The sequence below is a fragment of the Flintibacter sp. P01028 genome (assembly GCF_041925235.1).
GTDB classification, from domain to species: Bacteria; Bacillota; Clostridia; order Oscillospirales; family Oscillospiraceae; genus Lawsonibacter; species Lawsonibacter aceti.
In genome coordinates, this window is the sequence record NZ_JBHEVC010000001.1 from 522,354 (window position 1) to 535,562 (window position 13,209).

At 59.0% G+C, this 13,209-nt stretch carries 7 protein-coding genes; 6 read left to right on the forward strand and 1 reads right to left on the reverse strand.

The annotated features are described in order from the left end of the window. Window positions 1-34: 34 nt before the first annotated feature. From ACEVJK_RS02565 to ACEVJK_RS02580, 4 genes are all read left to right on the forward strand, one after another. A complete protein-coding gene (locus ACEVJK_RS02565; protein WP_262669335.1) occupies window positions 35-415 on the forward strand; it encodes a BlaI/MecI/CopY family transcriptional regulator in 381 nt (126 codons plus the stop codon). Beyond that, window positions 412-3,987, forward strand: coding sequence for a M56 family metallopeptidase (locus ACEVJK_RS02570; RefSeq protein WP_374739902.1), 3,576 nt, complete (start codon window positions 412-414; stop codon window positions 3,985-3,987). The genes ACEVJK_RS02565 and ACEVJK_RS02570 overlap by 4 nt, the downstream gene beginning before the upstream one ends. Before the next feature lie 253 nt (window positions 3,988-4,240). Then, entirely contained in the window at window positions 4,241-7,174 is a 2,934-nt protein-coding gene (locus tag ACEVJK_RS02575; RefSeq protein WP_374739903.1) for an acyl-CoA dehydratase activase-related protein, read from the forward strand. Between the two features lie 121 nt (window positions 7,175-7,295). After that, entirely contained in the window at window positions 7,296-8,627 is a 1,332-nt protein-coding gene (locus ACEVJK_RS02580; protein ID WP_147570854.1) for a 2-hydroxyacyl-CoA dehydratase, read from the forward strand. Window positions 8,628-8,690: 63 nt separating this feature from the next. Here the strand turns inward: ACEVJK_RS02580 and ACEVJK_RS02585 are convergent, their stop codons facing one another. Continuing rightward, on the reverse strand, window positions 8,691-9,680 hold the full coding sequence (locus ACEVJK_RS02585; RefSeq protein ID WP_374739904.1) for a 2-hydroxyacid dehydrogenase: 990 nt from the start codon (window positions 9,678-9,680) through the stop codon (window positions 8,691-8,693). Window positions 9,681-9,923: 243 nt separating this feature from the next. Here ACEVJK_RS02585 and ACEVJK_RS02590 point away from each other — a divergent pair, with 243 nt between their 5' ends. Together ACEVJK_RS02590 and clpB are read left to right on the forward strand one after the other, a co-directional pair. After that, the gene (locus tag ACEVJK_RS02590; RefSeq protein ID WP_374739905.1) at window positions 9,924-10,355 is read left to right on the forward strand and encodes an Hsp20/alpha crystallin family protein; all 432 of its coding nucleotides are present in this window, start codon (window positions 9,924-9,926) and stop codon (window positions 10,353-10,355) included. A 186-nt stretch (window positions 10,356-10,541) separates the two neighbouring features. After that, window positions 10,542-13,136, forward strand: a complete 2,595-nt coding sequence (gene clpB / locus ACEVJK_RS02595; RefSeq protein ID WP_374739906.1) for an ATP-dependent chaperone ClpB — start codon at window positions 10,542-10,544, stop codon at window positions 13,134-13,136. The last annotated feature ends 73 nt before the right edge of the window (window positions 13,137-13,209 follow it).

Genomic DNA, 13,209 nt, shown 5'->3' on the forward strand with positions numbered 1-13,209 from the left:
TTGGTCTACAAAGTAGACTTAAGGAGGTGTTTTTATGCCGGATGTCACCCTGACCAACAGCGAATGGTATGTGTTGGACTGCCTTTGGGAGCACTCTCCTCTGACGGTGATGGAATTGGTGGAGCGCCTGTCCCAGAAGGTGGGCTGGGCCAAGAGCACCACCATCACTACCCTGCGGCGGATGGAGGAGAAGGGGCTGGTCCACTGTGAAGTGACGGGCCGGACCCGTCACTATCGGCCCTCGGTGGAACGGCGGAAGGCCGTCCGCCGGGAGACCCGCTCCTTCTTGAACAAGGTGTATCGGGGCAGCGTGGGGTTGATGGTGTCTGCCATGGCCCAGGACAAGGCCCTGACCCGGAAGGAGATTGACGAGCTGTATGAGATTCTTCGACAGGCAGAGGAGGGAGCGAAATGAGCGGCATTTTCGTTCTGAACAGCGCCATGCCCACCCTGATCCCCTGGGCCTTCACCTCCACCCTACTAATTCTGGCGGTGCTGACTGTCCGTTGGCTCACCCGGAACCGGCTGTCCTCTGTGAACCGCTATGCCCTCTGGGCGGTGGTGCTGATCCGGCTGCTGATCCCTATTCAGCTCCCCTTCCTGTCCTCCTTAGGGGCAGTGGACTTTGCGCCTCAGATGGAGGACACCCCGGTATACGCCTTTCCCACCGACCACATAGACGCGCCAGAGAGTTATATTCAGCATATCTGGGAAGAACAGGGAGAGGACCCGGTCATGAGCGCCGGCATCACCAGCCGTGGCTTCCCCGCTCTGGGAGGGTTCGGCTTTGATTATTACAGCGGCGGCACAGTCTTGGAGGAAAACGGTTATACCGATTACGCCTTTTTCTCCACTGTCCCCCGTATCCTGTCTATCCTGTGGGGGACAGGAGCGGCGGTGATGCTCCTGTTCCTGATTGGGAGCAACCTGCGCTTTGCCGCAAGGCTGCGCCGCTCCCGCCGCCCCCTGGACATTCCTGAGTGTCCTCTTCCCGTCTACGTGATAGAGGACCTGTCCTCTCCCTGCCTGTTCGGCCTGTTCCGGCCCGTGGTCTACCTGACTCCCCAGGCAGCGGCGGACTCTGCCGCACGGGAGCATGTGCTGGCCCATGAGCTCACCCACTACGCCCACAGGGACCACCTCTGGGCCCCCCTGCGGTGTCTGGCCCTGGCCCTCCACTGGTATAACCCTCTGGTATGGCTGGCTGTCCTCCTGTCCAAACGGGACGGAGAACTGGCCTGTGACGAGGGGGCGGTGCGCCGTCTGGGGGAGGACCAGCGCATCCCCTACGGCCGCACCCTGGTGGGCATGGTGGCCCAGCGTTCCCTGCGGCCGGCCGATCTGCTGTCCTGCTCCACCGCCATGACAGGGGGCAAAAAGACCATTCAACAGCGCATCGCCCTGCTGGTGAAGCACCCAGAAACCAGGGCGGCCGCTGTCTTTGGGGCTTGTGTGGCCCTGGCTCTGGTAGCAGTATTCACCTTCTCTGACGGAAACCAGAGCGGCGGTCCGGCAGGCGATTATAGACGCTTCCTCAGTGATGTGCAAAGCGCCCAGAGCATCCGCCTGGGACAGCCCACCACCTCCAGTCAGTTTGACCCCACCGCCATCACCGATCCGGAGCTGCTGGCGGAGGCCAAAGAGATCTTGAAGCAGGAGTGCCCGGACTGGCTCAATCCGCCCCAGGTAGTGGGGGACCTGGCCCCGGCCTCTCTGCGTACCCTGACTCTCACTGACCAGCAGGGCGCGGAGGTCCGATATCTGCTGGCCGCCCCCGCCGACCGGGGGAACTCCGGCGACTTCTATGTGCTTACTGACGGTGAACTCAGCGGGACGGAGGTTTCCGGACGCCGGGTGGCCGCCCTGATGCACCAGCAGGCGGCAGTCCAGCTCTACGACCTGATGAACCGCCAGGGGGCACAGAGCGGCGCCATTCCTCTTACCGCCGAGGAGCTGGCCTATTTCAACGACGGCTCCTTCTTTGACAACGGGACCGGCAGCGGCGGAAATGCCTACATCAATTTCTCCATTCGCAACCAGTTCCTGACTTCCTGGTATGACCATCCGGCGGACATCGACCTGTACCAGCTGTTCTATCTGGGGACCGGCAATCCCAGCTCCATCAGCGAGGAGGAGCGGCGGCTGGTCATCGACCGGGGTTACGGCGGGGCGGACCCGGACTGCGGCTGCACCAAAATCACCCGGCAGGAGATGGACACCGTCCTGCTGGAACACACCGGCCTGACTTTGGAGGAGACCAATCTGGTGGGGCTGGGCGATTTCACCTACCTGCCGGAGTATGACGCCTACTACCACTTCCATGGGGACACCAATTATACAGTCCCAAGCTTTGAGAGCGGTTCCCGCCATGACAGCATTCTCTATCTCAACTATGGGGACCACGGGGCCTGCCAGTTGGTCCTTCGGGCGGTGGACGGCGGATATCAGTTTATCGCCAACCGCTCTACCCAGGTTGGAAACGTACCCAGCTCCTATACCCGGCTGGAGAAGCCGGAGCACATCGCCGCCCTGGTGGAGCTGCTAGTCCAGGATCAGGCGTTTCTCACCGAAAACGCCCAGTATTTAGGGATCACCCCGGAGGCGCTGGCCGACGCCCTCCAGGGGAAGGGGGAGGAAGGCGTCTCCCCCGACCTGCTGGTCATCGGCACCTACAACGGCTGGGTCCCGGACCAATGGGGGCGGGGCTACGGCTATCGGTTGACGGTCTGGGGAGGCGGCAGTGTGATGTTTATGGACCTAACCTTCCCGGCGGCGCTGAATGAGCAGGTGCTGGCCTTCCACCAGCAGGACTCTTTGGAGTTGATTCAAAAGGACCTGACCCAGCGTCTGTCCGCTCTCACCCCACAGGACATCCAGTCCGTCAGCGGAGGCCGCTATGACCTCCCGGTCTCGTCCGACCAGCTGGCCGGGATGCTCAACCGAATGGCAGGCCGGTATCTGGGGCCGGACGGATCTGACAGCTTTTCCTCCCACCGGCTGTGGACGCTGGACATCCTGCTGCCCGAGGACGTCACCCTGTATCTCTCCGCCGGTCTGGTCGAGGACCAGGTGGACATCGACGGGCTGCTCTTTGAAAGCCCGGAGCTGTACCAGCTCATCCGTCAGCGGTGGACTCCTCCCGCCGGCAGCATCGTCCGGGAGGACCTGTCCCCGGTGGCGGAGGCGGTGGACCGGCTCCTGGCGGATGAGCTGGCCAAGTGGAACCAGGACTTTACCGACAGCGGCCTGTCCGCCCCCTACACTGGGGTAGAACTGACCCAATTCCGCCTGCTGTCCTCTTACCCCGACCTGCTGAAAGAGGGGACCGTGAAGCTGTACGCCTTCGACTACGGCTTGACCACCGGGAATTTGGAGGAAGCGGGCTGGGCTGGAGGGAATTACGCCGACGGCGACGGTCTGTTTCATCCTTACGGCCATGTGCCCCATCTGCTGACGGTGGAGGGGATCGGTCATATGGAGCGCAGTCAGATCATCCTATGGGAGTTCCCCCTAGTGGTAGGCAGCCAAGGCTATGAGGAACTGGTCACTCAGGACTATGTTCGTGACGTGGTGGTAAGCAACCTCCGGGACTTGCTGGACCCGGTGGTCCCCGCCTCGGTGACCGACCCCCAGAAGGCGGCCGAGGCCTATGGACGGGCTCTGGCCCAATACTATTCCTCCTTTGGGTCCAGCCACCCATCGGCCGTAACCTACGCCGCCCTGTATGAGGCCCGGGTCTATCAGCAGGCGGCCAGCGGACTGTGCGCCGCCATCACTCTGGCCGTGGATCCGGTGGAAGCGAACAACATATATTGGCAGTCGGGCGCCGGCCTTGATCCAGGACCAGATGGACATTGGCTGTACACCCTGGAATACTGCCTGGAACGGCAGGAGGACGGCACCTGGAGGTGTACAGACTCGGGTACCGGCGGGGTAAGGCTGGAGCGCGGAGATCCCCAGGTAATTAAGCCAAAACCGGAAAGATGACTTCCCGCTTCATCCACAAATAACTTTTGCAGAGTCCCGCCGGAGGATATCCGGCGGGACTCTTTTACATTCTTGACAAATTTTTATCTTAAATATGTCTAAAATCACGAAAAACAGGATGTTAAGTTCCTGTCTTTCCTCCTCTCTGTCCTGTTAAGAAATCGTTAATTCCGTTGTTTTTGCTCCCCAAAATCGCTATCATAATACTGAAGAAATAGAAAGATATCCAGTCTATTGTAGGTGTTTCAAAATCATGAGTCTGCGCGTAGGAATCGATATCGGCTCCACCACCGTCAAGGTAGTGGTGCTGGATGAACAAAATAAACTGCTGTTCCGCTCCTATGAGCGGCACTTCTCCAAGACCCGTGAGCGGGCACTGGAAACATTGAACTCCATCTCCGATATGCTGTCCGGCCAGCGTGTCAAGGTCACCATCACCGGCTCTGCCGGACTGGGCGTAGCCAACGCCGCGGGCATCGACTTCGTACAGGAGGTATATGCCACTGCCGCCGCGGTGAATACATACATCCCCGACACGGACGCGGTCATCGAACTGGGAGGGGAGGACGCCAAGATCATTTTCTTCGGCGGCTCCCTGGAGGAGCGGATGAACGGCTCCTGCGCCGGTGGTACCGGCGCCTTCATCGATCAGATGGCCACCCTGATGAACGTCACGGTGAACGAGCTAGATACTCTGTCCCTAAAGCATGAGAAGATCTACCCCATCGCCTCCCGCTGCGGCGTATTTGCCAAGAGCGATATCCAGCCCATCCTGAATCAGGGCGGGCGGAAAGAGGACGTGGCCGCTTCCATTTTCCAGGCAGTGGTGGACCAGACGGTGGCCGGTCTTACCCAGGGCCGGGAGCTGAAGGGCAAGATCGTGTTTCTGGGTGGGCCTCTCCACTTCCTCATGGGCCTGCGCCAGCGTTTTGTGGAGACTTTGGCCCTAGACGGTGAGCACGCCATCTTTCCCGAGGACGGCGACTGTTTCGCGGCCATGGGCGCGGCTCTGTGCGCTACCGACTATCAGCCTGTCCCCTTTGAGGAGGTGCTGAAAAAGCTGGCCGACAGCGCCGAGGCCACCACCCTGGTGGACACCATGCCTCCCCTGTTCTCCAGTCAGGAGGAGTACGACCAATTCAGTGCCCGGCACAACGCCAGCCGCCCCCCAGAGGTGGATATCCATACCTACTCCGGTCCGGCTTGGCTGGGCATCGACGCTGGCTCCACCACCACCAAGCTGGCCCTCATCACCGCCGACGGCGGCCTGCTGTATACCTATTACCACTCCAATCTGGGTAACCCCGTGGCCATCGTGCTGGAACAGCTGCGGACCATCTACGCCATGTGCGGTGACCGTATCGTGATCCGCGGTGCCGCCGTCACCGGCTATGGCGAGGACCTGATCAAAAACGCCTTCTCCTGCGACCTCGGTCTGGTGGAGACTATGGCCCACTACAAGGCCGCCGCCCACTTTGAGCCCTCCGTGGATTTCATCATCGACATCGGCGGTCAGGATATGAAGTGCTTTAAGATCCGCAACGGCGCCGTGGACTCCATCATGCTCAACGAGGCCTGCTCCTCCGGCTGTGGCTCCTTCATTGAGACCTTTGCCAAGGCTCTGGGCTACAACATAGCGGATTTCTCCAAGCTGGGACTCTTCTCCCAACATCCGGTAAATCTGGGCTCCCGGTGCACTGTGTTCATGAACTCCAGCGTCAAGCAGGCCCAGAAGGACGGGGCCAGCGTGGAAGATATCTCCGCCGGTCTGTCCACCTCCATCGTGAAAAACGCCATATATAAGGTTATCCGGGCCGCCTCCGCCGACGATCTGGGACAACACATTGTGGTCCAGGGAGGCACCTTCCTCAATGACGCGGTGCTCCGGGCCTTTGAGCAGGAGCTTGGCCGCAATGTGACCCGTCCTGTGATTTCGGGCATCATGGGCGCCTTCGGCGCCGCTTTGGCTGCCCGTGACCTGCACCTGGACAAGAGCCATCTGCTGGGCCGGGAGGCTCTGGACCGTTTCTCCCACACCGCCAGACCCGCTACCTGCGGCCTGTGCACCAATCACTGCTCCCTCACCGTCAACTCCTTTGACGGGGGGCGGCGCTTCGTCTCCGGCAACCGGTGCTCCCGTCCTCTGGGGGAGGAGCCCAGCCATCTGCCCGACCTGATGCGCTACAAATACGACCACCTCCGCTCCCTCCATGGAACGGGGCAGGGAGATGGCTCCAGAGGGAGAATCGGTATTCCCTTCGGCCTGAATATGTATGAGAACCTCCCCTTCTGGTTCGAGTTGTTCACACGACTCAATTTCCGGGTGGTCCTCTCCCCCCAGTCCAGCCGCAAGCTCTATCTCAAGGGCCAACGCACAATCCCCTCTGACACCGTGTGTTACCCCGCCAAGCTGCTCCACGGCCATGTGGAGGCGCTGGTGGAGGAGGGCGTGGACGCCATCTTCTACCCCTGTATGCCCTATAACTTTGACGAGGGTGTCAGCGACAACAACTACAACTGCCCGGTGGTAGCTTACTACCCCGAACTGCTGGCCGCCAACGTACCCGACCTGAAAAAGACCCGGTTCCTCTACCCCTACTTTGGCCTTCACCGCCCCAAGGATTTCGAGCGCAAAGCCAGCGAGTGGTTTTTCAACGAGTTTCAAATCCCTAAGCGGGAGACTGTGGCCGCCGTCAAAGCCGCCTATGCGGCCTACGATGCCTATAAGGAGGATCTAAGGGCCCGCGGCCGGGAGTATATCGCCCAGGCGCGGGCAGAGGGACGCCCCATCCTTGTGGTGGCTGGCCGCCCCTACCATATGGACCCGGAGATCAACCACGGTATCAACGATCTTATCACCTCCTACGGCTTTGTTCTGGTCACCGAGGATGCGGTGGCCTATCTGGAGGATAAGGCTCCCCGCCATGTTCTCAACCAGTGGACCTATCACGCCAGGATGTATAACGCCGCCCGGTATGTGTGCACCCAGCCGGATATGGAGCTCATCCAGCTGGTATCCTTTGGCTGCGGCATCGACGCTATCACCGGCGACGAGATGCGCTCCATCCTGGAGGACGGCGGCAAGCTGTACACCCAGTTGAAGATCGACGACATCAGCAACCTGGGCGCCGTCAAGATCCGCATTCGGAGCCTGATGGCCGCCATTGAAGCCAGAAAACAGAGTTGAGTATTTCTAGGTGTAAAGCTTGGAGATATTGTGTTCGTTGAAGGCGAACAGGTTTTGAATCACCCGGCGGAGCCGGACACTGAATCCCCGCTCTCCACTCTTTTCAGAAAGGGACTTTTTTATGGCAAAATTAGTTTATGACGAAACTGGCCGTCTGCTGTTCACCAAGGAGATGAAGGAGGAGTATACCCTCCTGATGCCCCAGATGCTCCCCGTCCACTTCGGCATGATGCAGAAGCTGCTGGAGTGTGAGGGCTACAAGGTGGATATGCTCACCACCAACCACCGGGGCATTGTGGATGAAGGCCTGAAATATGTCCATAACGACACCTGCTATCCCGCTCTGCTGGTCATCGGCCAGCTCATCGACGCGGTGAAGCACGGCGGCTATGACCCCCACAAGGTGGGCCTGCTCATCACCCAGACTGGCGGCGGCTGCCGGGCCAGCAACTATATCCACCTGCTGCGCAAGGCTCTGGAGAAAGCGGACATGGGCTATATTCCTGTGGTTTCCGTCAATCTGTCCGGCCTGGAGAAGAACCCCGGCTTTTCCTTGACCCTCCCCTTCATTCGCAAGGCGGTCTTTGCCATGATGTATGGAGACATCATCGTCAACGTGGCCAATCAGGTCCGCCCTTATGAAGTAGAGCAGGGAAAGACCGACGCCATGATCGCCCACTGGTCTCAGAAGCTGGTAGACGGCTTCCAGAGTGGGAAGGGCATGAGCCGAGGGCAGATGCGGGCTCTCTTTGACCAGATCTGCGCCGACTTCGCCTCCATCCCTGTCCAGGGTGAACCCAAGATTCGTGTGGGCGTGGTTGGGGAAATCTATGTGAAGTTCGCCCCCCTGGGCAACAACAATTTGGAGCAGTTCCTGCTCTCCGAAGGCGTGGAGCCCGTAGTCCCCGGCCTGACCGATTTCATTATTTTCAAGATTTACAACCGGGTGGCCGATGTGGATCTGTACGGCGGGAAGTGGATCAAGAAGGCCGCCTGCCGGGCCTTCATGTCCTATATCGAGGGCTGTCAGAAGGATATGATCGCCGCTCTGAAGAAGTCCGGCCGCTTCCGTGCCCCCGGCACCTTCCAGGAGCTCCACTCCCTGGTCCATGGCTATCTGGGCGACGGCAACAAGATGGGCGAGGGCTGGCTCCTCACCGCCGAGATGTTGGAGCTCATCCACTCCGGCACCAATAATATCGTGTGTACCCAGCCCTTTGGCTGCCTGCCCAACCACATCGTGGGCAAGGGTATGATCCGCAAGCTGAAGGACGAGTACCCCTACTCCAACGTGGTGGCCATCGACTACGACCCAGGCGCCACCAAGATCAACCAGGAGAACCGCATCAAGCTGATGCTGGCCAACGCCAAGGGCCTGACTCATCAGGAGTCCCCCGCGCCCAGAGCGCCCCAGCCTGAAGTGGCTCCCAAGCTGGCTCATGCCCACAGTTAAGCTTTCCCTCTCAACAAAAAAGGACCCGGTACAGTGGTGTACCGGGTCCTCTTTTCTTTTTTCTCACAGCCCATTGACGATAAAATTGGGCCGCTTCCCCTCCAGCACCAGCTGGGCCGAGGTCCACATATTGGTGTGGGCCCGGTGGAAGGAGCCGCCGGTATTGCCGCCCAGATGGGGCGAGTAGATGGCCCGATCCGCGACCTCTGGAGGGAGGTCCACCAGGGGGTGGTCAGCGGGAGTGGGCTCCGGTTCAAAGACATCCATAGCGATGGCACCCAGTCGGCCGTCGATGAGGGCCTGCCGGACGGCCAGGCTGTCCACCAACAGGCCACGAGAGGTGTTCACTAAAATGGCTCCCGGCTTGAACTTGTCTAGCAGAGCCTTGTCCACCATATGAGTGGTCTCCGGGGTAACTGCACAATGGAGAGATACAATGTCGCACCGGGACACCAGCTCCTCCAGTGGGAGATATTCCACGTTCAGCTCTTCCTCTACCTGGGGTAGACGGCGGTGGGCGGTGTAGTAGTACATCTTGCAGCCGAAGGGAGCCAGCAGCCTGGCTGTGGCGGTACCGATGTCCCCCAGCCCTACCAAGCCCACAGTGGATAGACCCAACTCCGGAGAGTTGGAGGCCATGACCGCCTCCTTCATCTCGCGTTGACGGCCTTCCCGAAGGGCGTTGTGGCCAGTAATACCGTGACGTAGAGCCATGAGCATGAGCATCACCGTATGCTCCGCCACTGAAGCGGCGTTGCAGCCTTTATTGTTGCACACAAAAATGTTCCTGGCCCTGGCCGCCTCCAGATCAATCCGGTTGTAGGCCACCCCCTCCGATTGAATCAGTTTCAGACCGGGCATCAGGTCCATCAGTTCTCCCGTCACGTCCACGATGGGGTCGGTGAACAGGATCTGGGCATCAGCGTTTTCCCGCGCCGCCTGTTGTGGGGACTGGTCCAGAGAACAGTAGGCCGTTTCAAAGGGCAGCTGTGCAACAAACTCCGGCATATAGGCCTCATAGCGTGCCTTCGGCCCTAAGATCAATACTTTCATGATTCATCCTCCCGGTCATTGATAAATTTTTTCCTCTGGGAAAGAATATAAATATTGTAGCACACTTTTTTGGTTGGTACAACACTCCAATATTAGCACTCAAATAATAAGAGTGCTAATATTTACAATTTATACACAAAGTGTGCAAGAACTGTTCACATTTGGACGATATACTAGGACCAAAGTTAAGTGAGGCAGGAAGGGCCGCTGAGATCGGACCCCCACCTCAGAAAGGAGTTTCTTATGATGTACAGTATGATCCCCTTTGGCCGCTATCACGGCGGTCTAGACACGATTTTTGATGACCTGGAGCGCAGCTTCTTCCCTCCCGCAAACCGCCAGCCCACCGCCTTTCGGACCGATATCCGGGATGAGGGTGACCACTTCCTTTTGGAAGCTGAACTGCCTGGCTTCCAAAAGGAGGATATCCATTTGGAGCTGAAGGAAGGCGTCCTGACCATCTCTGCCCAGCACGAGGAAAAGCAGGAGAAGCGGGACGACCAGGGCCAATACCTGTGCCGGGAGCGCCGGGTCGGCTCTTTTGTCCGCTCCTTTGATGCCTCTGGCATTCAGGAGGACGCTATCCGAGCCTCCTATGAGAACGGAGTGTTGACGTTGATTCTGCCTAAGATGGCTGAGATACAGCCTCAAAGCAGAAGGATCGCCATTCAGTGACCAGAAGGAAGGGCAGGCTTCAGAGCCTGCCCTTTTTTGGGGGTGCCGGTGTATACGCCAGCCAGCGAGCGTCAAATTTTTTCTTGCAAAATATCTCAGGTTGGTGTATTTTTGTTTTAGCAAACAATTCAGTCAAGTGCTAATTTATGACAATCTTGAAACCAAAGTTAAAGGAGGTTTCTTTTCATGAATATGGATCGATTTACTCAAAAATCCCTGGCCGCCATCCAGGGGGCCAGGGACATCTCCCAGGAATACGGCAATCAGCAGATCGAGCAGCCCCACCTGTTGCTGGCCCTGGTCAGTGACAACGAGGGGTTCATTCCCCAGCTGCTCGCCGCTATGGGCATGACTGTTCCCAGCTTTGAGGCGGCAGTGAAGGGTGAGGTCCAGAAACTGCCTAAAGTGTCCGGGTCCGGCCGGGAAGCGGACAAGGTCTATGTGTCCCAGGATGTGGACAGGGCCCTCCGCGGCGCGGAGCAAGAGGCCCAGGCCATGAAGGACGAGTACATCTCAGTGGAACACATCTTCCTCGGTCTGCTGGCACAGCCTGACAGTGCCTTAAAGGAGTTATTCCGCACCTACCATGTGGACAGGGAGAAGGTGATGCAGGCTCTGGCCAGCGTCCGCGGCAACCAACGGGTGACCTCGGACAACCCGGAGGATACCTATAACGCCCTGAAGAAATACGGCACCGACTTGGTGGAGCGTGCCCGCCAGAACAAGCTGGACCCGGTCATCGGCCGGGACGATGAAATCCGGAATGTCATCCGCATCCTTTCCCGTAAGAGCAAGAACAACCCTGTGCTCATTGGCGAGCCCGGCGTGGGCAAGACCGCCATCGCTGAAGGTCTGGCTCAACGGATTGTCAAGGGAGATGTGCCCGGTTCCCTGAAGGACAAGACGATCTTCTCCCTGGACATGGGCTCCCTTGTGGCCGGGGCCAAGTACCGGGGGGAGTTCGAGGAGCGGCTGAAGGCCGTCCTCAACGAGGTCAAAAAGTCCGAGGGCCGCATCATCCTCTTCATTGACGAGCTGCACACTATTGTGGGCGCTGGCAAGACTGAGGGCAGTATGGATGCAGGCAACCTGCTCAAACCCATGCTGGCCCGTGGCGAGCTCCACTGCATCGGCGCCACCACTCTCAACGAGTACCGGCAGTATATCGAGAAAGACGCCGCCCTGGAACGTCGGTTCCAGCCCGTGATGGTTAACGAGCCCACAGTAGAGGACGCTATCGCCATTCTCCGGGGACTCAAGGAGCGGTATGAGGTGTACCACGGGGTCAAAATCACGGACGGGGCTATCATTGCCGCCGCAACCCTGTCCAACCGCTATATCACCGACCGCTTCCTGCCGGACAAGGCCATCGACTTGGTGGACGAGGCCTGTGCCATGATCCGCACCGAGATGGACTCCATGCCCACTGAACTGGACATCATCCAGCGGAAGATCATCCAGCACGAGATTGAGGAGGCCGCCCTGAAGAAGGAGACCGACAAGCTGTCCCAGGAGCATCTGGCTGAGATTCAGAGGGAACTGTCCGATATGCGGGAAGAGTTCAAGGCCAAGAAAGCCCAGTGGGACAACGAGAAGGGGGCCATCGGCAAGGTACAGAAGCTGCGGGAGGAGCTGGAGGCGGCCAACGCCGCCCTGGAGAAAGCCCAGCGGGAGTACGACCTGGAGAAAGCCGCCGAGCTGCAATATGGCCGCATCCCGGAGCTGAAGAAAGCCCTGGAGGCGGAGGAGAGCATCGCCAACGAGGGCAAGGCCCGCTCTCTCCTGCGGGACAAGGTCACCGAGGAGGAAATCGCCCGCATCATTGAACGCTGGACCGGCATCCCGGTGGCCCGGCTGATGGAGGGGGAGCGGGACAAGCTGCTCCACCTGGAGGATATCCTCCACCAGCGGGTGGTAGGACAGGACGAGGCAGTGAGGTTGGTATCCGAGGCTATCCTGCGCAGCCGGGCCGGGATCGCCGACCCCAGCAAGCCCATCGGCTCCTTCCTGTTCCTGGGCCCTACCGGCGTAGGTAAGACCGAGCTGGCCAAAACTCTGGCCGAAGCCCTGTTCGACAGCGAAAAGAACCTGGTGCGCATCGACATGAGCGAATATATGGAGAAATTCTCCGTGTCCCGGCTCATCGGCGCCCCTCCGGGATATGTGGGCTATGAGGAGGGCGGCCAGCTCACGGAGGCGGTGAGGAGAAAGCCCTACTCCGTCATCCTTTTTGATGAGGTGGAGAAGGCTCACCCTGACGTATTCAATATATTACTTCAGGTATTGGATGACGGTCGTATTACGGACAGTCAAGGAAGAACGGTGGACTTTAAGAACACCATCATCATCCTAACCTCCAATCTGGGCAGCCAGTTCCTGCTGGACGGCATCGGCTCAGACGGTGAGATTAGTCAGGAGGCCCGGAACCAAGTGAGCGAGCTGCTCAAGCGGTCCTTCCGCCCGGAGTTCCTCAACCGTTTGGATGAAATTGTGTTCTACAAGCCGCTGACAAAGGATAACGTCACCCATATTATTGACCTTCTGGTGGCCAATCTGAACCGCCGCCTGGCGGATCAGCAGCTCACCGTGGAGCTGACTGCCGACGCTAAGTCCCATATCATTGACGCGGCTTATGACCCCATCTACGGGGCTCGCCCCCTGCGCCGCTATCTCCAGCACACAGTGGAGACCCTCATCGGTCGAAAGATCATAGCCGATCAGGTAGAGCCTGGTGCCCATCTGTCTGTTGATGTCAGGGATGGCCAGTTGACTGTGCTTTGAGTTTTCGATTCCTCATTTCATCAGGTCGATTTGCCCCTAACAGCTCCAAAGATAGGAATTTCCCCCATATTTA

What these genes read in the sequence shown, in the direction of transcription:
- ACEVJK_RS02565 (WP_262669335.1), top strand. Translation starts at nt 35, where the DNA reads ATGCCGGATGTCACCCTGACCAACAGCGAATGGTATGTGTTGGACTGC.
- ACEVJK_RS02570 (WP_374739902.1), top strand. Translation starts at nt 412, where the DNA reads ATGAGCGGCATTTTCGTTCTGAACAGCGCCATGCCCACCCTGATCCCC.
- ACEVJK_RS02575 (WP_374739903.1), top strand. Translation starts at nt 4,241, where the DNA reads ATGAGTCTGCGCGTAGGAATCGATATCGGCTCCACCACCGTCAAGGTA.
- ACEVJK_RS02580 (WP_147570854.1), top strand. Translation starts at nt 7,296, where the DNA reads ATGGCAAAATTAGTTTATGACGAAACTGGCCGTCTGCTGTTCACCAAG.
- ACEVJK_RS02585 (WP_374739904.1), bottom strand. Translation starts at nt 9,680, where the DNA reads ATGAAAGTATTGATCTTAGGGCCGAAGGCACGCTATGAGGCCTATATG.
- ACEVJK_RS02590 (WP_374739905.1), top strand. Translation starts at nt 9,924, where the DNA reads ATGATGTACAGTATGATCCCCTTTGGCCGCTATCACGGCGGTCTAGAC.
- clpB (WP_374739906.1), top strand. Translation starts at nt 10,542, where the DNA reads ATGAATATGGATCGATTTACTCAAAAATCCCTGGCCGCCATCCAGGGG.